The 21,971-nt window shown below is 71.6% G+C and carries 21 protein-coding genes; all 21 read right to left on the bottom strand.

Annotated elements, in window-relative coordinates:
• Positions 1-55: 55 nt before the first annotated feature.
• Positions 56-1,561, bottom strand: coding sequence for a potassium/proton antiporter (locus tag V6V89_RS37440; protein ID WP_334624403.1), 1,506 nt, complete (start codon positions 1,559-1,561; stop codon positions 56-58).
• A 22-nt stretch (positions 1,562-1,583) separates the two neighbouring features.
• Complete coding sequence (locus V6V89_RS37435) at positions 1,584-1,910, bottom strand: DUF167 domain-containing protein (RefSeq protein ID WP_334624402.1); 327 nt, start codon at positions 1,908-1,910, stop codon at positions 1,584-1,586.
• A gap of 156 nt (positions 1,911-2,066) precedes the next feature.
• Complete coding sequence (locus V6V89_RS37430) at positions 2,067-2,804, bottom strand: hypothetical protein (RefSeq protein WP_334624401.1); 738 nt, start codon at positions 2,802-2,804, stop codon at positions 2,067-2,069.
• A 37-nt stretch (positions 2,805-2,841) separates the two neighbouring features.
• Positions 2,842-3,651: a DivIVA domain-containing protein gene (locus V6V89_RS37425; RefSeq protein WP_265252614.1), complete on the bottom strand. Its 810-nt coding sequence runs from the start codon at positions 3,649-3,651 to the stop codon at positions 2,842-2,844.
• Positions 3,652-3,701: 50 nt separating this feature from the next.
• Positions 3,702-4,001 (bottom strand): YggT family protein, encoded by a 300-nt coding sequence (locus V6V89_RS37420; RefSeq protein ID WP_265252613.1) that lies wholly within the window; start codon positions 3,999-4,001, stop codon positions 3,702-3,704.
• A gap of 24 nt (positions 4,002-4,025) precedes the next feature.
• On the bottom strand, positions 4,026-4,754 hold the full coding sequence (locus V6V89_RS37415; protein WP_334624400.1) for a cell division protein SepF: 729 nt from the start codon (positions 4,752-4,754) through the stop codon (positions 4,026-4,028).
• A gap of 155 nt (positions 4,755-4,909) precedes the next feature.
• Positions 4,910-5,626, bottom strand: a complete 717-nt coding sequence (locus V6V89_RS37410) for a YggS family pyridoxal phosphate-dependent enzyme (protein ID WP_334624398.1) — start codon at positions 5,624-5,626, stop codon at positions 4,910-4,912.
• 9 nt (positions 5,627-5,635) lie between these two features.
• On the bottom strand, positions 5,636-6,745 hold the full coding sequence (gene ftsZ / locus V6V89_RS37405; RefSeq protein ID WP_334624397.1) for a cell division protein FtsZ: 1,110 nt from the start codon (positions 6,743-6,745) through the stop codon (positions 5,636-5,638).
• A gap of 87 nt (positions 6,746-6,832) precedes the next feature.
• Positions 6,833-7,318, bottom strand: a complete 486-nt coding sequence (locus V6V89_RS37400) for a hypothetical protein (protein WP_334624396.1) — start codon at positions 7,316-7,318, stop codon at positions 6,833-6,835.
• 36 nt (positions 7,319-7,354) lie between these two features.
• Positions 7,355-8,140 (bottom strand): cell division protein FtsQ/DivIB, encoded by a 786-nt coding sequence (locus tag V6V89_RS37395; RefSeq protein WP_334624395.1) that lies wholly within the window; start codon positions 8,138-8,140, stop codon positions 7,355-7,357.
• A gap of 28 nt (positions 8,141-8,168) precedes the next feature.
• The gene (gene murC, locus V6V89_RS37390; RefSeq protein WP_334624394.1) at positions 8,169-9,566 is read right to left on the bottom strand and encodes a UDP-N-acetylmuramate--L-alanine ligase; all 1,398 of its coding nucleotides are present in this window, start codon (positions 9,564-9,566) and stop codon (positions 8,169-8,171) included.
• Positions 9,563-10,672: an undecaprenyldiphospho-muramoylpentapeptide beta-N-acetylglucosaminyltransferase gene (gene murG, locus V6V89_RS37385; protein WP_334624393.1), complete on the bottom strand. Its 1,110-nt coding sequence runs from the start codon at positions 10,670-10,672 to the stop codon at positions 9,563-9,565. The genes murC and murG overlap by 4 nt, the downstream gene beginning before the upstream one ends.
• A complete protein-coding gene (locus tag V6V89_RS37380) occupies positions 10,672-12,036 on the bottom strand; it encodes an FtsW/RodA/SpoVE family cell cycle protein (protein ID WP_334624405.1) in 1,365 nt (454 codons plus the stop codon). Before V6V89_RS37380 ends, murG begins: the two co-directional genes overlap by 1 nt.
• A 430-nt stretch (positions 12,037-12,466) precedes the next feature.
• Positions 12,467-12,679, bottom strand: coding sequence for a hypothetical protein (locus tag V6V89_RS37375; protein ID WP_334624392.1), 213 nt, complete (start codon positions 12,677-12,679; stop codon positions 12,467-12,469).
• A gap of 349 nt (positions 12,680-13,028) precedes the next feature.
• Positions 13,029-14,132 (bottom strand): phospho-N-acetylmuramoyl-pentapeptide-transferase, encoded by a 1,104-nt coding sequence (gene mraY / locus V6V89_RS37370; RefSeq protein WP_334624391.1) that lies wholly within the window; start codon positions 14,130-14,132, stop codon positions 13,029-13,031.
• On the bottom strand, positions 14,129-15,511 hold the full coding sequence (locus V6V89_RS37365; RefSeq protein WP_334624390.1) for a UDP-N-acetylmuramoyl-tripeptide--D-alanyl-D-alanine ligase: 1,383 nt from the start codon (positions 15,509-15,511) through the stop codon (positions 14,129-14,131). Before V6V89_RS37365 ends, mraY begins: the two co-directional genes overlap by 4 nt.
• A complete protein-coding gene (locus V6V89_RS37360; RefSeq protein ID WP_334624389.1) occupies positions 15,508-17,016 on the bottom strand; it encodes a UDP-N-acetylmuramoyl-L-alanyl-D-glutamate--2,6-diaminopimelate ligase in 1,509 nt (502 codons plus the stop codon). Before V6V89_RS37360 ends, V6V89_RS37365 begins: the two co-directional genes overlap by 4 nt.
• Positions 17,017-17,066: 50 nt before the next feature.
• Positions 17,067-19,292, bottom strand: a complete 2,226-nt coding sequence (locus tag V6V89_RS37355; RefSeq protein WP_334624388.1) for a peptidoglycan D,D-transpeptidase FtsI family protein — start codon at positions 19,290-19,292, stop codon at positions 17,067-17,069.
• A 3-nt stretch (positions 19,293-19,295) separates the two neighbouring features.
• The gene (locus V6V89_RS37350; protein ID WP_334624387.1) at positions 19,296-19,781 is read right to left on the bottom strand and encodes a hypothetical protein; all 486 of its coding nucleotides are present in this window, start codon (positions 19,779-19,781) and stop codon (positions 19,296-19,298) included.
• A complete protein-coding gene (gene rsmH, locus V6V89_RS37345) occupies positions 19,778-20,890 on the bottom strand; it encodes a 16S rRNA (cytosine(1402)-N(4))-methyltransferase RsmH (protein WP_334624404.1) in 1,113 nt (370 codons plus the stop codon). Before rsmH ends, V6V89_RS37350 begins: the two co-directional genes overlap by 4 nt.
• Before the next feature lie 174 nt (positions 20,891-21,064).
• Positions 21,065-21,496 carry a division/cell wall cluster transcriptional repressor MraZ gene (gene mraZ / locus V6V89_RS37340; protein ID WP_334624386.1) on the bottom strand — a complete coding sequence of 144 codons (432 nt, stop codon included), beginning with the start codon at positions 21,494-21,496 and terminating at the stop codon, positions 21,065-21,067.
• Positions 21,497-21,971: the final 475 nt, after the last annotated feature.

Here is a 21,971-nt window from a genome sequence, read left to right as displayed (position 1 = left end):
CGGCGCGGCGCGGCGCGGACGGCGCGGCGCGGACGGCGCGGCGCGGACGGCGCGGTTAGGGGTCGCGGTCGTCGCCGTGTTCGGAGAACCAGCGGGCCAGGCGGCCGCGGCGGCTTACGGCTCGCAGGCGGCGTTCGGCAGCGTCCCGTACCTGGGCGGTCGCCACGATCAGGAGGCTGTCGCGCACCTTGAGGCGGGTGTCGGGGCCGGGCACGAAGCCGGTCCCGTCGCGCAGTACCAAGGTCACGGCGGCACCGACCGGCAGCCGCAGCTCGTCGACGTGTACACCGGCCAGGCGGGAGCCTTCGGGGATCTCGATCTGGAGCAGGTCGGCCTGCATCCGGTCGAGGGGCGCGGTCTCGACACTGAGCTCGGTGGCTTCGGCGGGGGCGGTCACGCCCAAGCGGCGGGCGAACGGCGCGAGCGTGCCGACCTGGAGCAGGGTGAAGATCACCACGAGCACGAAGACGGCGTCGAAGAGGCGGGACGCACCGGCGACCTCGGCGGAGAGAGGGATCGTTGCCAGCACGATCGGCACCGCGCCGCGCAACCCCGCCCACGAGAGGAACGCCTGGTCGCGCAGGCCGACCCGGAACGGCGCCGCCGCCAGGAACACCGCCAGCGGCCGTGCGAGGAAGAGCAGTGCGAGCCCCGCCACGATCGCCGGCAGCAGGGCGTCGTCGAGCCGGGCGGGCGTGACGAGCAGGCCGAGCATCACGAAGAGGCCGATCTGGGCCAGCCACGCCAGCCCGTCGGCGAACCCGAGGATGGCCTGGCGGTGCGGCAGCCGGGCGTTGCCGAGCACGACGCCGGCGACGTACACGGCGAGGAAGCCGGAGGCGTGGGCGACGGCGCCAGCGGCGTACGCCAGCACGGTGAGGCCGACCGCCGCGATCGGGTACAGCCCGGACGACGGCAGTGCCGCGTGCCGCAGCGTCCAGCGCCCGGCGACGCCGACGCCGTACCCGATGATCGCGCCCATCACGAGCTCGTAGGTGACGACGAGCACCTCGTACCACCAGGGGTGGCCGCCACCGACCGGCGTACTGGAGAGCAGCAGCACCACGAGCACGGCCGGCGCGTCGTTCATGCCGGACTCGGCCTCCAGTGTGGCCACCAGCCGGGGCGGCAACCGGAGCCGGCGCAGGGTGGCGAAGACGGCCGCCGCGTCGGTGGAGGAGAGCACCGCCCCGTACAGCAGCGCCAGCCGCCAGTCGAGACCAAGGGTGAGGTGCACGATGACGCCGACCACGGCGATGCTGACGAGTACGCCGACGATGGCCAGGCTGGCGGTGACGGGGAGGACCGGGCGGAGCTGGCCCCACCGGGCGGTGAGGCCGCCCTCCGCGATGATCACAATGAGCGCGCAGAACCCGAGCGTCCGCGTCAGATCGGCGTCTTCGAACTGGATGCCCAGCCCGGACTCCCCGATGGCGACACCGAGCGCCAGGTAGACGAGGAGGCTGGGAAGGCCGAGCCTGGTGGAGATCCGGACGGCACCGACGGCCACGAGCAGCACCGCTGCCCCGATGAGGAGCGCGACGTCGAGGCCGTCGGTCATCCAGTACCCCCTTCGCCGCGGATCATGGGGCGTCGCGAAGGGCGGTCACCCGGTCGTTGAGATCGGCTGGACCGTCGGCGTTGACGGCGAAGAGCTTGTCCCGGCTGGCCGCGCCGGCTTTCAGGCTGACGGCGCCGGGGCGTACCCCTAGCGCGTCGGCGAGTGCCCGGCGGGCCGCTTCGGTGGCCCGGCCGTCGACTGCCGGCGCGTGCACCGCGACGATCACGGCGGGCCCGTAGGGACCGTCGTGCCTGCCACCGACCCGGGCGCGCGAAGCGCCAGGTTTGACCCGTACCGGGACAGTGAGGCTACCCAAACCGGAATCCGGGTTCGGCGCCGTCGTGGTCAACCACGGCTCCTAGCTGGATCGGAGCGTGACCACCCATTGTGACCATGCCTCATTGTGCCGGCCGGCCACGGGCCGCGCGACGGTATGCACAGGCAACCCAGACCGGAATGCTGGTCGTTCGCCGTCGTTGGTCGCTACGGCTCCTAGCTTGACCCTCTAGACCCGGCGGGCGTCTGCGAGCAGCGCGCTATCTGGCTCGCAGCGGCCGCACGGGGTGAACCCCAGCTCGACCGCCTCGCCGACGGGCAGCGCTTCGCTCTCCCGGCCGAGCAGGTGCACGCACCCGGTCAGGTGGTAGCGCGGCCGCCCGTCGATCACGAGTACGTCGGCCGTCATCCGGGCCACCCGGGCGGCGTCGGCCGGGGAGACGTACTGCGGCGCGGGCTCGTCGGGCGGGTCCTCGTCGTCGACGACCTCCGCGGCGATCACGGGCTGCTGCTCTGTTACGCCGAGCCCGTGCGGCGGCGTGGGTGCCTCCACGGGCTGCGCGTAGGCGGGCTCCGCGAAAGGCGGGGCCGGCTGCTCGGCGAGCGCGACGGGCGAACCGCCCAGCGCGGGCGCCGAACGGGCCGGAGGGGTGAACACCGGACCGTCGCCACCGCCCAGCCGGCCGGCGCGCCGGCCAACTGGCTCCGTCATCCGCGTCTGGGTGGTGGCCGCACGGCGATGCTCCCACTCGTGCTCGTCCTCGTCGCCGGCACGCTTGCGCTCGTCGTCGCCGTAACCGGCGTCTGCCCGGGCGGCGGCTGCCTGGCGGGCACCCACGACCAGTGCGACCGCGGCGAGCAGGCTCCCCGCGATGGAGCTGATCAGCAGCGTGCTGGACCCGTTGGCCAGGCCGAGCACGAGCAGCGTGACAGCGACGAGGATGAGCAGCAGACTTCCGACAATCACGGCTCACCCCTCGTCGTTTCGACTGTTGAAGCCCCCGCTAGCGACCGCTTTCCAGGCCGCCGGACCGGCCCCCGCCGTACGAGCCGGCAAGGCCGGCCGTGGCGAGGCCACCGGAACCGCCCGCTGCCCGATTGCTGTCGGCGCGGGTCAGCTCCGCTTCGAGCCCCTGCCCGCGGCCGTCGAGGTCGCGGAGCTGACTCTCCAGGTACGCCTTCAGACGGGTGCGGTACTCGCGCTCGAACTGCTTGAGCTCCTCGATGTGCTTCTGCAGCGCGGTGCGCTTGGCGTCGAGGCCGCCCATGGCTTCCTGGTGCCGCTGCCGGGCGTCGCGCTCGAGGGCGTCGGCCTTGGCCCGCGCCTCGCGGGTGACCTCCTCCGCCTTCGACCGGGCGTCGGACAGCAGCTTGTCGGCTTCGCGACGGGCGTCGGCGACGTGGTCGTCGGCCGTGCGCTGGGCCATCATGAGGACCCGCAGAGCCTGCTGCTCGCCGTCGCCGCCCACCACGGGGCCGCCCTGCGAGCGCACCTGCTCAAGCTCGGCCTGCATGGCGCGGGCGGCCTGCTCAGCGGCGGCCTTGTCGCGCTGCACCCGGTCGAGCTGGGCCTTCATGTCGTTGAGCTCCGCGGCGAGTCGGGGGTCGGCGCCCGGGCCGGCTGGTGCGCCGCCTCGGCCTCCGCCACCGCGCTCGACCTGTGCACGGAGTTCGTTGTTCTCTTCGATCAGACGGGCGAGCTCGCGCTCAACCTCGTCAAGGAAGGCGTCGACCTCCTCCTCGTCGTACCCCCGCTTGCCGATCGGAGGTTTTTTGAAGGCGACGTTATGGACGTCGGCCGGGGTCAGCGGCATCGAAACTCCTCGGGTCAGTTGCGGCCGCGTAGCGGCTGGTCAACGGACGTTCACCCGATGATCAACCGCCGTACCACGAGTTCCATCAGCACGAACAGGATAACCAGCAGCACAAGGGAGGCTAGGTCGAAGCTGACAGTACCAATTCGCAGTGGTGGGATCACACGCCTCAACGCCTTGAGGGGTGGATCAGTGACGCTCCACACCGACTCAAGTGCGGCGGACGCTCCACGGCCCGGCTGCCAACGGCGCCCATACTGGAGCACCGCCCCCAGGACAAACCTGGCCAAAAGAGTCAAAAAGAAGACATAAAGCAGTAGATAGATGATCTGTAGAGTGATCGTCCACACGTCAGGCGCGTTCCCTCGGTCGGGTTAACTCATCGTGAAGAATCCGCCCTCAGCGATCTTCGCCTTGTCTTCCGCGGTGACCTGGACGTTGGCTGGCGAGAGCAGGAATACCCGGTTGGTCACCCGCTCGATCGTACCGCGCAGTCCGAACGCCAAGCCGGCCGCGAAATCGACCAATCGACGGGCATCCGACTCATCCATTTCGGTGAGGTTGATGATCACCGGAACGCCGTCGCGGAAGTGCTCACCGATCGTGCGCGCCTCACGGTACGTGGTCGGATGCAGCGTGGTGATCTGATACCGCTGGTCTTCGTCGGCCACGACCGCCCGCTCGCGCAGCTGCACCTGGGGTGCGAGCGCGAGGTTCTCTCGCGTCGGGTAAGCGACGGGGGCGGGCGGCTCCGGCGCGGCCGGGCGGGTGATCGAGCGCACGCTGGCCCGATCCTGCCGGTCGATCTCGGCCCGCTCCAGCTCGGCTCGGGATGCCTCGGCACGCGCCGACGGTCGGTCAGCGTGATCACCGCGGGCGGCGGTCAGCTCGCGCGCCAGCCGCGACCGGCTGCGCGGCAGTGCCGGCGGCTCGTCGATCTCCTCCTCGTCGTCGGCGTAGTCGTCGGCGTACCGGCTTTCGCGGTCGCGGTAGCTGGACTCGCGTTCGCGGTACCGACCCTTGTCGTAGCCGTCGTCGTAGGAACGGTCGTCGTCCTCCTCGACCAGACCGAGCCACACGCCTGCCTTGCGCAGAGCGCTCATGCGCTCACCTCCCTCCGCCGGGCGGCATGCCCCGACCCGCCCTGGCGTGCCCGCGCCGCACACGCGAACGTGCCGTCGTCGCGCACGCGAACCGGCCCGAGTCCCCCTGCACGGAACTTGAATAACACTGATGTAGTTCGGTGCCCGCCGCCAGGCTACCGCAGCTTGTCGCGTGTTCCGAGCACCGCGCTGCCGATGCGTACGTGTGTCGCGCCGTGGGCGATCGCCGCCTCAAGATCGCCGCTCATCCCCGCCGAGATCATGGTCGCCTCGGGATACCGGGCCCGTAGATCCGCCGAGACCTCCGCGAGCGCCGCGAACGCCGCGTCGGGCGCCCAGTCCATCGGCGCCACGGCCATCACCCCGGCCAGCCGCAACGCGGGCGCCGCGGCCACGGCCGCCGCCACCCGCTCAAGATCACGATCCGCATCGCCCCCGCGCACAGCGCCGCCACGCGCCGGATCGCCGTCGACACTCACTTGCACGAGTACGGAAAGGGCTCGCTCCCGATGCCGCTGCGCCGCACCAGCGAGCGTCTCGGCCAGCCGCACGCCGTCGACCGAGTGCACCACGTCCGCGTACGTCACCACGGACCGGCACTTGTTGCGCTGGAGCTGCCCGACGAAGTGCCATCGCATCGGCGCCGACACCGCGGCCGCCTTGGCTGCCGCCTCCTGGTCGCGGTTCTCCCCCACGTCGACCACGCCGAGCCCGGCCAGCAACTCGACGTCGCTGGCCGGGTACGTCTTGGTCACGACGACCAGGGTGACCCCGCCCGGATCACGCCCGGCGGCGTGGCAGGCCCGCTCTATGCGCGCCCGCACGCCCGCCAGGCCGGCTCGAACCTGGGCCTCTCGTTCCGGGGTGGACACTGGTGGCGATCAGGAGCCGTTCTTGAGGAAGTCCGGCACGTCGACGTCGTCGAACAGGACACGGCGGGCCGGTGGGGGCGGGGTCGGCGATACCGGCGGGGCGCTGGTCGGCAGCGGGGTGTCGATCCGCGGTGCCGCCTTGCGTGGAGGCTCGGCTGGCTTGTACGCCGGCGCGCCACCGTCGAACCCAGCAGCTATCACGGTGACGCGCACCTCGTCGCCGAGCGCGTCGTCGATGACCGCGCCGAAGATGATGTTGGCGTCCGGGTGCGCCGCGTCGGTGACCAGCTGGGCCGCGTCGTTGATCTCGAACAGGCCCAGGTCGGAGCCGCCCGCGATGGAGAGCAGCACGCCGCGCGCGCCGTCCATGCTCTGCTCCAGCAGCGGGCTGGAGATGGCCGCCTCGGCCGCCTCGACCGCCCGGCTGTCGCCCCGCGCACTGCCGATACCCATGAGCGCGCTGCCGGCACCGCTCATGACGCTCTTGACGTCGGCGAAGTCGAGGTTGATCAGGCCGGGCGTGGTGATCAGGTCGGTGATGCCCTGTACACCGGAGAGCAGCACCTGGTCGGCCTGCCGGAAGGCGTCCATCATGGAGATGCCGCGGTCACCGAGGGCGAGCAGCCGATCGTTCGGAATCACGATGAGCGTGTCGCACTGGTTGCGCAGTTCCTCGATGCCGGCCTCGGCCTGCACCTGCCGGCGCTTGCCCTCGAACGAGAAGGGCCGCGTGACCACGCCGATCGTCAGCGCGCCGAGCTTGCGGGCGATGTTGGCGACCACAGGCGCGCCACCGGTGCCGGTGCCGCCGCCCTCGCCGCAGGTCACGAAGACCATGTCGGCGCCCTTGAGCACCTCTTCGATCTCGTCGCGGTGGTCTTCGGCGGCGTTCTTGCCGACGTCCGGGTTGGCGCCGGCGCCAAGGCCCCTGGTCAGCTCCCGGCCGACGTCGAGCTTGACGTCAGCGTCGCTCATGAGGAGCGCCTGGGCGTCGGTGTTGATCGCGATGAACTCGACGCCCTTGAGCCCAACCTCGATCATGCGGTTGACGGCGTTGACACCTCCGCCACCGATGCCGACGACCTTGATGACCGCGAGGTAGTTGTGCGGTGGAGTCATCAGGCTGCCTTCCCTCCCGAGGTTGGTCCGTGCGTTTGAGCGAAGGCGTAACCCTCACCCTCTACTAGAGGCTTAGAGTTATGTCAACTACTGATCCTCCCGGGCAACGTAAGCGGAGGTTCCGCGTGATCCAAGGACCGGACACGGCGTGTCGCCCGTCTGCGAGATAAGACCTACTGGTGGCACCCCCAGCTCCGGGGCCTCGGCGAGCGCCAACAACGCCGTCAACTCCCACACCACGACCCGGTCACTCGCCGCGTACCGCGCCCGAAATGCCCCGCCCGCCCAGATCCGCTCGGCGGCCAGGCGGGCGGCCAGGCGCAGCACCCACCGGCGTACCGTCTCCGTCCCCGACTCCCAGCACGCGGCGTCGCGCCACACCCTGACGAAGACGGACCGCACCACCCGCGCGGCCTCACCACCGTCGGCGACCTGCCGCCGGACGATCAGCTCGACCTCGCCGAGCAGCGCGTCGTACAGCGCGGCGAACGCGACCGGATCGCCAGCGGCGGTCAACGAAACGAGCCCGCACAGCACGTCTTCAGTGGTCGGCGGGCGCCGGCGGGGCTGCACGTCGGTCAGTTTACAGTGAACACTTTCAATGCATCGTCACCGGACCGTCACCACGTCCGGCGCGCTCACGTCGATCGTGTCGCCCTTGCGGGCCAGCAGCGCGGTCGCCACCCGCGACTTGGTTTCGCTCTCGGTCGCGTCGCCCCAGACCACCGTGCGACCCTTGCGCAGCTCCAGCCGGATCCGGGCCGGACCCTCCACCACCACTGCCGCCAGCTCGGCGCGCAGCTCGGTGCTCAGCGCGGCCAGCACCCGCAGCGCCGACCGGGTCGCCGGGTCGTCGGGCCCCGGCGCCGGCACCTTGACCAGCGGCAGCCGCGACGGGCGCGACCGTACCGTGTGGAACGCCACCCCGTCCGCGTCGACCAGCACGAACTGCTTGCCCTGCGACACCACGGCCACCGGCGTCCGCTCGACCACCGCGACGACCACCGTGCCCGGCCAGTCCCGCGACACCACGACCTCACCGACCGGCGCGAGCGCGGCCACCCTGCCCCGTATCGCGCCGAGGTCGACGCTCGCGAGCGCCTCGCCCTGCGGCACCGCGGCGGTCACCCGCACCTGGTCCTCCGACAGGATCTCGGTACCCGTCACCCGGACGTCACGGACGCCGAACACCGCCGTGCCGTACACGATCCAGGCCGCCAGACCCGCGAGCACCAGCACGCCACCCACCGTGGCCCACGGCAGCGCGGCGCGGATGCGCCGCTGCCTGGCCCGCGCCATGAAACGCCGCACCGACGGCGGCACCGCGTCGCTGTGCGCGCGAACCAACCGCCAGCGCCGGGCCCGCCCGAGCCCGCGCCCGCCCGGCGCGGTCACCGCGCACCCCTGGCGGCGCTGGCTCGGGTCACCGCTGGGCCAGCGCCGCGAGCAGCTCGTCGCCCATGAGCGAGATCGGCGGAGCGCCCATCGTGACGACCACGTCGCCGGGGCGCGCCCGGCGCACGACCTCCGCGGGCACGTCCTCCCACGACGGCACGAAGACCTTACTTTCCGCCGGCAGGTCGACCGCCGCGGTCAGCGCGGCGCCGCCCTCGCCGGGATGCCGCACCTCGCCCGGCCCGAAGACCTCCAGCATCACCACCTCGTCGGCGATCGCCAGGGCCCGCGCCAAGTCGGCCTCGAGGTCGCGGGTGCGATACACCCGGTACGGCTGGAAAACCACGATAAGGCGGCCACCGGCGGCCACCTCGCGCAGCGTCTCCAGCGCGGCCGTCATCGAGGTCGGGTGATAGGCGTACTCGTCATAGACGGCCACGGCACCGGCGATGCCCTTGCGCTCGAACCGCCGGCGTACCCCGGGGAACGACTCGAGCGCCGCCGTGGCGGCCTCCAGCGGAAGGTCGAGGCGCAGCGCCGTGAGCACCGCCGCGGCACTGTTGAGCCCGAGGTGCCGCCCGGGAATCGGCAGCGTGATCTCGCCGAGCGACTTACCGTCCAATGTGGCGTGATACCGCACGCCGTGCACCGACGACCGGATCTCGGTGAGCCGAAGGTCGGCGTCCTCGGCCTCTCCGTACGTGTGCACCGCGCGCCCCTCGGCCCGCAGCACCTCGGCCATCGCCCGGGTGCCGGGGTTGTCGGCGCACGTCACCACGAACCCGCCCGGCTCGACCAGGCGCGCGAACTCCGCGAACGCCGCCGACAGGCCGGCCAGGTCGCCGTACGTGTTGAGGTGGTCGGCGTCAATGTTCGTGATGATCGCGACGAACGGCTTGTACAGCAGGAACGAGCGGTCGCTCTCGTCCGCCTCGACGACGAAGTACTCGCCGGTGCCGTGATGCCCGTTCGAGCCGGCCTCGGAGATCTCGCCACCGATCACAAAGGACGGATCCTGCCCCGCCCGCTGCAGGATCAGCGTGGCCATCGACGTCGTAGTGGTCTTGCCGTGCGTGCCGGCCACCGCGACCGCCCGCCGGCCGGCCATCGCCGCGGCGAGCGCCTCCGATCGGTGCAGCACGCGCAGCCCGCGCCGGCGGGCCTCGGCCAGCTCCAGGTGGTCCTGCGGGATCGCGGTGGAGTACACCACCGTGTCGACGCCGTCCAGATTGGACGCTGAGTGGCTCATGTGGACGGTGCCGCCGAGCGCACGCAGCCCCACCAGGGCCGGCCACTCGCGCAGCTCGCTGCCCGAAACCGGGATGCCGCGGGTCAGCAGCAGCCGGGCGAGGCCGCTCATCCCCACTCCACCGATGCCGATCAGGTGCACCGTGCCAAGGTCTTCGGCGGCGGTCACATCGCTCACTGTGCGGCCACCGCCTCGTACACGTAGTCCAGGAGCGCCTCGTCGCCGTCGCGGCGGCCATAGGCTGCCGCGGCGGCGCCCATCGCCGCCAGCCGCTGCGGGTCGCGTGCCAGCGGGATCACCATCCTCTCGATCCAGTCCGGACTCAGTTCCGAGTCGTCGACGAGCAGGCCACCGCCAGCTTCAACGACCGGGAGTGCGTTGCGCTTCTGTTCCTGGTTGCTGTGCGGGTACGGGACGTACACCGCGGGCAGGCCGATGGCGGCCACCTCCGCGCAGGTCATCGCGCCGCCGCGGCACAGCATCAGGTCGGCCGCCGCGTACCCCAGTTCCATCTCCGACAGGTACGGCAGCGTGACGTACGGGATGGGCAGGTCGCCCGGCACCGGCACCGGCTCGTTGCGCGCGCCGATCACGTGCAGCACCTGCACCCCGGCGGCGGCCAGCTCCTTGGCGGCGCCGGAGACGGCCAAGTTGATCGAGCGGGCGCCCTGCGAACCACCCGACACGAACACCACCGGCAGGTCGGGACGCAGCCCGAAATGCTTGCGCGCCTGCTCGCGCAGACCGACCCGGTCGAGGTGTGAGATCGAGGTGCGCAGCGGCACGCCCACCACCCGCGCGTTGCGCAGCACCTCCGCCTGGGCCGGCTGGTGCGGGAAGCCCGCCGCGACGAACTTCGTGAACTTCATGCCCATCCGGTTGGCGACACCCGGTGGCACGTTCACCTCGTGGATGACGATCGGCATCTCGCGGCGCCATGCCGCCAGGTACGCGGGCACCGAGACGTATCCGCCGAAGCCGACCACGACGTCGGCCTTGACCTCGTCGATGACCTTGCCCGCCGCGCGCGCCGACCGCCACATGCGGTCGGGGGTGCGGAGCAGGTTCATGTTGACGGAACGTGGAAGCTGGTAGGCCGGGATCTGCCGCAGGTCGTACCCAGCCGGCGGGATCAGCTCGTTCTCCAGCCCTTTCGGCGTGCCGACGCAGGTGATGCGTACGTCCGGGTCGTGACGGCGCAGGCAGTCCGCGAAGGCGAGCAAGGGATAGATGTGTCCTCCGGTCCCTCCTCCCGCCAGCAGGACCGACCGCAGCACACCCATCACCGTCTCCTCTCGCTCGCCACGCCCTGTGTGCCGGCCTTGGCCGACGTCGCGGCCGCCGCTTTGGCCGCTTTCGTGGCCTTCCGCGGCCCAGGGCTCGGCGGCAGCGGCGGCAACGGGGCCCAGAGTAGCCGTACCCACCGGGCGGGTGGTCGGGCGTTCAGGGCACGGGCCGCGTCGGGCTCCGCGCGGGCGAACGAGGCGAGCATGCCGACGGCGGCGAGCGTCACCACGAGCGCGCTCCCGCCGTCCGAGATGAACGGCAACGGCAGGCCGGTGATGGGCAGCAGCCCCACCACACCGCCGATGTTGATGACCGCCTGACTGATCAGCCAGGTGGTGACGGCGGCCGCGGCCAGCCGCCGGAACGGGTCGTCCACGCGCCGCGCGATCCGCAGCCCCGTGTACGCGAGCACGGCGAACAGCGCCAGCACGACGACGCAGCCCACCACGCCCAGCTCCTCCGCGACCACGGCGAAGATGAAGTCGTTGTGCTCGGCCGGCAGGTATCCCCACTTGAGGCTGCTCTTGCCAAGGCCCACGCCGAACCAGCCGCCGTGATCGATCGCGTACCGCGCCTGGAGCGCCTGGTAACAGGTGAACTGCTCGCAGTTTTCCGGCGGGTTGAAGAACGACGTGAGCCGGGCCAGCCGGTAGTTTTCCGCGCCCTCCTCGCCCGAGCCGCCACCGATCGAGGCCGCGGCCACCAGCAGGCCGATGCCCGCCAGCCCCAACGCCGACAGCGTGCCGAAGACCCGCAACCGCACCCCGGCCGCCCACAACATCCCCACCACCAGGGAGAGCAGGCAGAGCATGGTGCCGAGATCGTTGTACCCGACCAGCACGAACAGCAGCGCCACCACCGGGAACAGCGGGGTGGCAAGCTCACGCCACCAGCCCAACGCCTCACCCTTACGGGCCAGCAGATCGGCGCCCCACAGCACGAGGCCGAACTTGGCCAGCTCCGACGGCTGCACCTGGATCGGCCCGAGGTACAGCCAGAGCAGGTCGGCCTTGAGCGGGCCGAACTGCGGGTTCCCTTCCAGCCGCGCCAGCCGGGCGTACACCATGAGCAGGTCGAGGATCACGAGCAGCAGCAGCGCGGCGCCCAGGGTCGGCTTGCCGAGCGCCCGGAAGGTACGGGCTGGGAGGCGCTGGCACACCCAGAACGCCACGAGCCCGATCAGGGCGAAGAGCACCTGCTTGGTGATCATCGCGAAGGCGTTGCCGTTGCTGACGTACGCCTTCACGCTGGTCGCCGAGAAGACCATCGTGAGCCCGATCACCAGCAACAGCGCGGAACTGGAGATCAGCAGGTAGTAGGAGGCCAGGGGCCGCTGCAGCAGCCCTCGCAGGGCGGCCAGCGGCCCACCAATCTTCTCGTCCTCCCCCACGGCCCCATCATGGGCGCTGACACGCCCAGACCCACGCACGTCCCCGGGCGTGTCGCCTTTCCCCACCCGCCTAACCCTCCCACCCTCCCCGCCCGCGCGCCCCCTCCCGCCGATCAAGGGCAAACGCACGCGGTTCGATCTCTCTTCCACGTGCATTCGCCCTTGATCAACGCGAACGCCCTTGATCGGCGCTCGCCGCCGCCCCCACCACCACGCCCGATCCGCCCACCACGCCGGCCCCGCCCACCACACCGGCCGCGCCCGCGCCCCCTTCCGTCGATCGAGGGCAAACGCACGTGGTTGGATCTCTTTTCCACGTGCGTTTGCCCTTGATCGACGAAGATGGCCTTGATCGGCGGGCCGGCGTCGCGGAGAGGGCGCGGTTGCGCGCCGCGTCGTCTCAGCGGGCCGTGCCCGCGCTGTGCGCCGTGCCCGCGCTGTGCGCCGTGCCCGCGCTGTGCGCCGTGCCCGCGCTGTGCGCCGTGCCCGCGCTGTGCGCCGTGCCCGCGCTGTGCGCCGTGCCCGCGCTGTGCGCCGTGCCCGCGCTGTGCGCGGTGCCCGCGCTGTGCGCGGTGCCCGCGCTGTGCGGTGCCTGCGCCGTGCCGCGCGGCACAGATCAAGGGGAACCGCGCAGATCAAGGGCAAACGCACGTGGTTCGATCTCTCTTCCACGTGCATTCGCCCTTGATCGACACCAATGCCCTTGATCGGCGCTCGCCGCCGCCCCCACCACCACGCCCGGTCCGCCCCACGCCCAGCCCGCCCCGCCACACTCCCGCCGCGCTCCAAGCCCGGCGCGAGCCCGGCGCGAGCGGTGAAGTCGGCGCGCCCCGCGATCAAGGGCAATCGCACGGATCAAGGGCAAATGCACGTGGTTTGATCTCCAAACCACGTGCATTTGCCCTTGATCGACGGGGGAGACGGAGGAGAGGGGCGGCGCAGGCGGCGCGAGCGCGGCGCGGCTAGCCGACGGCCGTTAGGAATTCGCTGTAGAACAGGCCCAGGCCGATCGCCACGCCGATCCCGGCGATGATCCAGAAGCGGACGACGATGTTGACCTCGCTCCAGCCCGCCAGCTCGAAGTGATGCTGTAGCGGCGACATCCGGAACACCCGTTTACCCGTCGTCTTGAACGAGATGATCTGGATGACCACCGACATCGTGATGATGACGAAGAGCCCGCCGACTATCAGCAGCAGCAGCATCGTGCGGGACGCCATCGCCAGCCCACCGATCAGCCCGCCAAGCCCCAACGCTCCCGTATCACCCATGAAGATGCGAGCGGGTGAGGTGTTCCACCAGAGGAAGCCCACGCACGCCCCGGCCGCCGCGCCCGCGATCAGCGCGATCTCCAACGGGTCGCGGACGGCGTAGCAGTACGCGCCGCCGCGGCTGTAGTCGAGGTCGCCGCACCAGTGGCGGTACTGCCAGAAGGCGATCAGCCCGTAGGCGGCGAGCACCATCGTGGACGCCCCGGTGGCGAGGCCGTCGAGGCCGTCGGTGAGGTTGACGCCGTTGCTGGCCGCCATCACCACGAAGATGAAGATCATGACCGAGACGACCTTGCCGACGTTCAGCCATGAGATGTCGCGGATGAACGAGATCGTGGTGCTGCCGACCGTCTCGCCGTTGGTGCTCGGGAAGTAGAGCGCCACCACCCCGAACACGACACCGACCAGCCCCTGCCCGACGAGCTTGTACCGCCCGCTGAGGCCGCCGCTGTTGCGCCGCCGCACCTTCAGGTAGTCGTCGAGGAAACCGACCGCGCCGCAGAAGACGAACAGCCCCAGCAGCACCAGCGCGGTGATCGTCGGGCCGACCTGGGCGATCTGCTGCTCGGGGAGCGTGGTGAGGGCGACGTGGCCGGCGACGTACGCGATGACCGTGGCCAGGATGAACACGACGCCGCCCATCGTGGGCGTGCCCTTCTTGCCCTGGTGGGTGGCCGGGCCGACGGACCGGATGGGCTGGCCCGCCTTGAGCGCGGTGAAGACCTTGATGCCGATGGGCGTGCCGAACAGCGACACCAGGAACGCGACCGCCGCCGCGACGATCACCGCCCTCACGAAGAGGCCCCGGAAGGACGGAGGGCGTCGACCACGTCCCAGGTGCGGTACCGCGAGCCCTTCACCAGTACCACATCGCCGGGGCGCAGGTCCTGCCGCAACATTGCGACGGCCTCGCCCTGATCGGTTGCGAGCACCGATTCTCCTCCCCACGTACCGACCGCCGCCGCGCCGTCCTGGATGGACGATGCGTTCTCGCCGACCACGACCAGGCGGTCGACGCCCAGTTCCGCGGCCAGCCGGCCGACCTGCTCGTGGCCCTCCCGCTCGAACTCCCCCAACTCGGCCATGTACCCGAGCACCGCGACGGTGCGCCGCCCCGCAGCGAGCGACACCAGCGCGCGGAGGGCGGCCGAGGTGGAGGACGGGTTGGCGTTGTACGAGTCGTCGATGACCGTGACACCGTCGGCACGGTCGAAGACGTCCATCCGCCGGGCGGACACGAGCCGAAGCTCGGACAGCGCGACCGCCAGGTCTTGCAGGTCGAAGCCGAACGAAAGGGCGACCGCCGCGGCGAGCAGCGTGTTGCCCACCTGGTGCCGCCCGGCGATCGCCAGCCGCACCGGCGCGCTGCCCGACGGCGTGACCAGCGTGTACGCCGCGCGGCCAGCGTCCATGACCACATCGGCGGCGCGCACGGTGGCATCCGGGGACTCGCCGGCCAGTACGACGCGGGCGTCGGTCCGTGACGCCATGGCGCGTACTCGCGGGTCGTCGGCGTTGAGGACCGCGACACCGTCCGAGGGCAGCGCCTCGACGAGCTCGCCCTTGGCCACCGCGATCGCGTCGGCCGAGCCGAACTCACCGATGTGCGCCGTGCCCACGTTGATCACCACGCCGGTGTGCGGGCGGGCGATCTCGCTCAGGTACCGGATTTCGCCGCGACCGCGGGTGCCCATCTCCAGTACCAGGAAGCGGGTCTTCTCGTCGGCCTGCAGCACCGTGTACGGGTGGCCGAGCTCGTTGTTGAACGAGCCGGGCGGCGCCACCGTCGGGCCCAGCCGGGCGAGCAGCTGCGCGATCAGGTCTTTCGTCGTGGTCTTGCCGGAGGAGCCGGTCAGCCCCACGATGGTCAGCTCGGGCAGCCGCTCGACCGCCGCCCGCGCCAAGGCGGCCATCGCGTCGAGCTGGTCGCCGACGAGCACGTGCGGCACCGGTACGGGACGACTGGCCAGGACCGCGACGGCGCCGGCATCGACGGCGGCGGCCGCGTAGTCGTGGCCGTCTACCTTCTCGCCCGGAAAGGCCACGAAAAGCCCGCCCGCCGCCACCTTGCGCGAGTCGAACTCGACGCCGCCGGTGACGCGTACCCCCGGATCGGCACCGACCAGCTGGCCGCCCACCGCGGCGGCGACCTCCGCGAGCGTCATGGGGATCATGCGCCGGCCCCCGTCAAAGCCGCAGCCAACTCCACACGGTCGTCGAACGGCAGCACGTCGCCGCCCACCTCCTGGCCTCGCTCGTGTCCCTTACCCAGCACGGCGACCACGTCGCCGGGTGACGCCAGCCGCACGGCCTCGTCGATGGCGGCGCGGCGGCCGGCCACCTCGATGACCTTGGCAGCCGTGCGGGCGGCGCCCGCTAGCACCTCGCGGCGGATGGCCGCCGGGTCTTCGGTGCGGGGGTTGTCGTCGGTGACCACCACCAGGTCGGCGCCCCGGCCCGCGGCGGCGCCCATGAGTGGCCGCTTGCCGCGGTCGCGGTCGCCGCCCGCCCCGATCACGCAGATCAGCTGGCCGCCGCGCGCGGTGGCCAGCTGGCGCAGCGCGATCAGCGCCGCCACGATCGCGTCGGGCTTGTGCGCGTAGTCGACCACGCCGAGGACCGGTCCTGGCGAGTCGACCCGTTCCAGCCGGCCTGGTACGCCTGGGCAGGCGGCCACGCCCCGCGCGGCGGTGCCCGGTGCGACGCCCACCCCGTCGAGCATCGCTATCGCGAGCAGCGCGTTGGCGACGTTGTGGAGGCCGGGCAGCGCCACCCCGGCCTCGACGCGCACCTCCGGCCCGATCGCCGTGAAAACCTGCTTGTAGGCATCGCCGGAAACGTCGGCGGCGTGCCAGGTCGCGTCGGGGTTTCCGACGGCCGAGTACGTCACCGTGGTGGGCTTCATCAGCGGGTCCAGCGAGGGATCGTCCAGGTTGAGTACCTCCACCCGGCACCGCCCGTCAAAGAGCTTGGCCTTGGCGGCGAAGTAGTCGTCGATGTCGGTGTGGAAGTCCAGGTGGTCCAGGCCGAAGTTGGTGTAACCGCCGGCCGCGAACCGCACCCCGCCGACCCGGCCCATCGCCAGCGCGTGACTGGAGACCTCCATGACGACGGCGGTCACGCCGTGCTCGCGGGCCACGGCCAGCAGCGCGTGCAGGTCGGTGGCCTCGGGCGTGGTGCGCACACTCTCGACGACGAGGTCGCCGAGGCGGGTCTCCACGGTGCCGATCAGCCCGGTCACGTGGCCAGCGGCGCGCAGGCCGGACTCGAGGAGGTACGCCGTCGAGGTCTTGCCGGCGGTGCCGGTGATGCCGATGACCGGCATGTGCGCGGTCGGGTCGCCGTAGACGGCGGCGGCGAGCGTGCCGAGCACGGCGCGAGGGTCCGGCACGACGAGCGCGGGCAGTTCCGCTTTGGCGGCCGCGGGTGCCCCCGCCTTGTCGGTCAGCACCGCCACCGCGCCCGCGGCGGCGGCCGCCGGTACGAAGTCCCGGCCGTGCCGGCGAGCGCCCGGCAGCGCGGCGAACAGGTCACCGGGCCGGACCGCGTCGCTGGCGTGCGTGACGCCACTGACCAGCGGCCCGGGCGCGTCGCCGGCGGGCCGCGGGGCTGAGATCAGCTCCGCGAGCTCGGCGAACGCGCGGGGCGTCGCGGTGCGGGGGCGAAGATTGCCGGGCACGGCGCTAGACCCTACCCGTTGCCCGCCGGGCAGGCGCACAGCCACTCCCGTCAGGGGTACACGGTGAACTTGGGCGGCTTCGTGCTGGTGGCGGGCACCCGGTAGTGCGTCAGGGTGTACGCCATCATCTGGCTGAACGCCGGAGCCGCGACATCGCCGCCTTCGCCGGCCGGCACGTGGGCGAACACGGCGATCACGTACCGGGGATTCTCGACCGGCGCCATTCCCACGAACGACGCCACCGCCCCGGACACGTACTGCCCGTTCACCACCCGCGACCCGGTGCCCGTCTTGCCCGCCACCCGGTATCCGGGCACCGCCGCCTTGCGGCCGGTGGCCTCCGGCACCGTCACCACGGCCTCCAGCATCTGCCGCAGCGCCTTGGCGTTGTCGGCGCTGAGCACCTGCCGGGTCTGCGGCGCGGTGGCCGGCGTGCGCTCGCCGCCGGGCGCGATCGTCTCCCGCACCAGGTGGGGCTGCACCCAGACGCCGTCGTTGGCGATCGTGGCGTACGCGGCGGCCATCTGCAGCGGTGTCACGTCGACGCTGTGCCCGATCGGCACGGAGCCGGACGCCGAGCCGCTCCAGTCCTTGGGCTCCAGCACCCGCCCGGTCGCCTCGCCCGGCACGCCTTCGCCGGTCGCCGAGCCGAGCCCGAACTTCTTCTGGTACTCGACCAGCTTCTCGGCGCCCAGCTTGTCCGCGATGTGGATCGTGCCGATATTCGACGAGTACGCCAGGATGCCCGGGATCGTCATCAGCGTCGCCTTGTAGCCGGGCGGCGGGTGGGTGTCCGTGAACGGCTTCCCACCCCTCGTGATCCTCGGCTCGACGAGGATCGTCGAATCCGGCGTGATCGCACCCTCCTGGAGCGCCGCCCCGACCGTGATCGCCTTGTGCACCGAGCCCGGGTCGACCACGAAGCTGCTCGCCGCGTCGTCCCGGTCGGACGACTTGCTCTTCTTCCAGTCCGCGGCGTCGTACACCGGGTGGCTGGCCTGGGCCAGCACTTCACCGGTGCGCACGTCGAGCACCACGGCCGCCCCGGTGGTCGCCTTCACGCGCGCCATGTTCTCGGCGAGGATGTGCTGCACCGTGTACTGCAGGTCGCGGTCGATCGTGAGCTCCAGCGAGCTGCCCGGCTGCGCCTTGGTCTCCTTGCGGTACCCACCGGGGATCTCGGCGGCCAGGTTGCCGTTTCCGATCTCGTACACGCGCTTGCCGTTCACGCCCCGCAACAGCTCGTCGTAGCGCGCCTCGATCCCCTCCAGGCCGTTCAGGCCCTCGCCGGTGAAGCCGATGACGTTGGCGGCGAGGTCGTGCCCGGGCACCTCGCGGCGCTCGTCCCGCTTCACGATGATCTCGGGCAGTTCGAGCGCCTTGACCCGGTCGCCGGTGGCGATGTCGACGCCTCGCACCAGGTACTCGAACCGCGACGCCCCGCCGCCTGGCTGGGTGCGCTTGCGAAGCATCCCGACCAGCTCCGACTGCGGGATGCCGAGCAGCGGCGACAGCGCGGCTGCCGTCTTCGCCGGATCCTTGACCAGCTCGGGGTCGACGGCTACGTACCGCGCCTCGACGCTGTGGGCGAGTACGGCGCCGTTGCGGTCGTAGATGGCGCCGCGCGGCGCGGGCAGGTCGACGCGGGCAAGCCGATCGTCGAGCCCTTTCGCCGCGAACGTCGGCGAGTCGGTGAACTGCAACGCCACCAGACGGATGCCCACGGTGGCGAAGAGCGTTAGCGCCAGCACGGTGCCGACGCGGAGCCGGCGCCGGGAGTCGGCGAGCTTCGGCGGGCCCGGTGGGCGGCGCGGCTTGCCGCTCTTGACCGGCTTGGCCGACTTCGCGGGCCTGGTCGCGGGCTTGGTCGCGGGCCTGGCGGCCTTGGTGGCTGGCTTCGCCGCCTTGGTAGCGCCGGGTGTGCGGCCCGCCGTGCCGGCGCGGCCGCGCGGCGAATCCTCGCGGGGCGCGGCCTGGTCGCGGCCGGCACGCTGCGGGGTCCGCTTGCGCGGCGCCGGTACCCCGGCAGCCTCGTCTTCGCGCTCCTCCGGCTCCGCACCTCGGCGCTGCCGGCCGCCCCCCTCGACGACCTGCAACGCCGGCCGGAACGGGTCGGACGTGCGGCTGCTGCGCGGCGTACGGTCACGTACCGTGCGCCCACGTGGCGTGTACGCCCGCGCCTCGGAGATACCGGCGAACCCGTCACCGTCCCCATGGCCGGAACCGCGCCGGGGCTCCGTCGAACCCCGGCGCGGCTCTTCTGGCCGCTGCGGCATCGGCTACCGCCCCGCGCCCTGGCTGGTGATCGCCGGCTGGCCGTTCGCCGGCTGAGGCACGCCGGTGACCCGCCCGTCCGGCAGCCGGATCTGCGCCGGCGTACCCGGCACGAGGCCGAGCTTCTTCGCCGCCGCGATCAGCGTGCCCGGGTCTTCCGCCGTGGCGATCTCCTGCTCCAGCTGCTGCTCCCGGATGTCGAGTGCGTTCTGCGACTGCTGGAGCTTCTCCAGCCGGAACGCGTTCTCGTTGATCTTGGTGTTGACCAGCAGGATGCCGAGCACCCCGCCGACGACGACCACCAGGATCAGCGCGATGAACGGCGCCCGCGGCACGGACACCGGCAGTGGCGGCGCGACGCGCAGCCACGACTGGGTCCGGGCCGGCTGGCTCTCGCTCGGCTCCGGCTGAAGTGCGTTGTTGCCAATGATCTGGTGCTGCGCCGCGGTCCGGCCCCCCGACCGCGGTGCGTTGCGCTTGTTGACGCTCATGTCGCCTCCCCCTTGTCTTGCTTGTCCCCTTGGCGCGACGCGTATCCTCCGTCCTGTTTGGACTGTTGTGGTTGGCGTAACGGCGGAATCCGGCGGCGCGGCCGTTCGCGGGCGGCTCTGCCTCCTGACCGGTCGATTCCCGTAGACCCGTCGATACGCTCGGCGGCCCGCAACCGCACCGAGGCGGCGCGCGGGTTTGCTGCGACCTCTTCGTCGCTCGGCAGTTCGGCGCCGCGGGTGAGGAGCCGCAGCGTCGGACCGCTGCCCGGCAGTTCGACCGGCAGGTCGACCGGACCAGTACTGTGTGCCCGCGCAGCGAGCGCCCGCTTGGTGATCCGGTCCTCCAGCGAGTGGTAGGACAGCACCACCACGCGACCGCCCAGCGCGAGCGCATCGAGAGCCGCCGGCAGCGCTGACTCCAGCGCCGCCAGTTCCCCGTTGACCTCGATGCGCAACGCCTGGAACGAACGCTTCGCCGGGTGGCCACCGGTGCGCCGGGCGGCCGCCGGGATGGCGTCCCGCACGAGCGCGGCCAGCAGCGCTGACGAGGTGATGGGCGCCTTTGCCCGCTCCCGCGCGATCGCGCTGGCGATCCGCGCGGCGAACTTCTCCTCGCCGTACACCCGCAGCACCCGGGTCAGCTCCGGGACGCGGTACGTGTTGACGACCTCCTCGGCGGTGATCCCGCGGCTCTGGTCCATTCGCATGTCCAGCGGCGCGTCCTGCGCGTAGGCGAACCCGCGGTCGGGCGCGTCGAGCTGCAGTGACGAGACACCGAGGTCGAACAGCACGCCGTCGATCCGCTCGAAACCGAGTAGCGCCAGCACGTCCGGCAGCTCGTCGTAAACCGCGTGGACAAGGTGCGTGCGGTTCGCGTACGGTTCCAGCCGCGCCCGGGCGTGCGCCAGGGCCTCCTGGTCCCGGTCCAGTCCGATGAGGACGGTCCGAGGGTGTGCGGCCAGCACCGCCTCCGCGTGCCCGCCGAGGCCGAGCGTCGCGTCGACGTAGACGGTCGGCTCATGCTCGTCTTCACGGTTGAGCGCGGGCCCGAGCAGGCTGAGGCATCGGTCGAGCGCCACGGGTACATGCGTACCGCGAAGCTCCCCCATGTCGACCCCCAGACCCGCGTCGTCCCACATGCGCCCGGTGCCTGAAGCGCCGTACGCCGTACTGCCAGATCCCCATCCGCTCTTTCCCGCCCCCGCGGGATGGGTACGCCTGGCATCGGGGAAGAGATGCCAGGTGCGCGAGCGGCTGGAGATCTCGCAGTACGGCGACCACCGCTACAGTCCCCCGGGCAGCACCCCCTCCTCGATGTCGGCGAAGTCGTCTTCGCTCTCCGCGAGGTAGGTTTCCCACGCTTGCTTGTCCCAGATCTCCACCCGGCTGCTTGCCCCGATCACGACGAGTTCACGGCTGAGCCCGGCGTACTCCCGCAGGTGGCCCGGGATCGTCACCCGGCCCTGCTTGTCGGGCACCTCGTCATGGGCGCTCGCGAAGAACACCCGGCTGTATGCCCGAGCTGCCTTGTGGGTCATCGGCTGCTCGCGCAACTGGTCCGCTATGCGCTGGAACTCAGGCGTCGGAAAGACGTAGAGGCAGCGCTCCTGCCCTTTAGTGATCACGACACCTCCCGCCAGCTCATCTCGGAACTTCGCCGGAAGGATCAGCCGGCCCTTTTCGTCCAGGCGCGGGGTGTGTGTGCCGAGAAACATCCGGCCCACCCCCTTGCCTCTGCGCGGCTTTCGCGGAGCCGCTCATCCCCCGGGGCCGGCGCGGCCTCCCGGCCTCGCCATTGCGCCCCACTGTACTCCACTTCCCTCCACCCGCAACCGGAATGGGGGACAAACAGCGCAGGCCCGATTCGCAAAACCGCACGTCAGAAGGGGTGGAGCGGAGTGGAGGGCTATGCAGGCCGCCGAGCGTCTGCTATCAGACATGGCACGAACCCGGTACCCCAACTCGGACATACCGCCAGCGATCAGGACCCCTCCACCCGCGGAGTGGAGCAATGTGGAGACCCCTCCCCCACCCAGCGCCCCACTACCAGCCGCACGCCCCGCGCCCCGCCGGAGCGCCCGCCGGAGCGCCCGCCGGAGCGCCCGCCGGAGCGCCCCTTCTCCCGTCGATCAAGGGCAAACGCACGTGGTTCGATCTCTTTTCCACGTGCGTTTGCCCTTGATCGATGCA

Source organism: Micromonospora sp. CPCC 206061 (assembly GCF_036906915.1).
In the GTDB taxonomy this organism is placed as follows: domain Bacteria; phylum Actinomycetota; class Actinomycetes; order Mycobacteriales; family Micromonosporaceae; genus Phytohabitans.
The sequence above is the reverse complement of the archived record's forward strand: the minus strand, read 5'-3'. Positions and strand labels throughout refer to the sequence as shown.

Bases quoted from the DNA above. Each gene is read 5' to 3' on its own strand.
- ftsZ (WP_334624397.1), bottom strand. From the start codon at position 6,745: ATGACTCCACCGCACAACTACCTCGCGGTCATCAAGGTCGTCGGCATC.
- V6V89_RS37355 (WP_334624388.1), bottom strand. From the start codon at position 19,292: ATGCCGCAGCGGCCAGAAGAGCCGCGCCGGGGTTCGACGGAGCCCCGG.
- V6V89_RS37425 (WP_265252614.1), bottom strand. From the start codon at position 3,651: ATGCCGCTGACCCCGGCCGACGTCCATAACGTCGCCTTCAAAAAACCT.
- murG (WP_334624393.1), bottom strand. From the start codon at position 10,672: ATGGGTGTGCTGCGGTCGGTCCTGCTGGCGGGAGGAGGGACCGGAGGA.
- mraZ (WP_334624386.1), bottom strand. From the start codon at position 21,496: ATGTTTCTCGGCACACACACCCCGCGCCTGGACGAAAAGGGCCGGCTG.
- V6V89_RS37415 (WP_334624400.1), bottom strand. From the start codon at position 4,754: ATGAGCGCTCTGCGCAAGGCAGGCGTGTGGCTCGGTCTGGTCGAGGAG.
- V6V89_RS37440 (WP_334624403.1), bottom strand. From the start codon at position 1,561: ATGACCGACGGCCTCGACGTCGCGCTCCTCATCGGGGCAGCGGTGCTG.
- rsmH (WP_334624404.1), bottom strand. From the start codon at position 20,890: ATGGGGGAGCTTCGCGGTACGCATGTACCCGTGGCGCTCGACCGATGC.
- V6V89_RS37350 (WP_334624387.1), bottom strand. From the start codon at position 19,781: ATGAGCGTCAACAAGCGCAACGCACCGCGGTCGGGGGGCCGGACCGCG.
- V6V89_RS37365 (WP_334624390.1), bottom strand. From the start codon at position 15,511: ATGATCCCCATGACGCTCGCGGAGGTCGCCGCCGCGGTGGGCGGCCAG.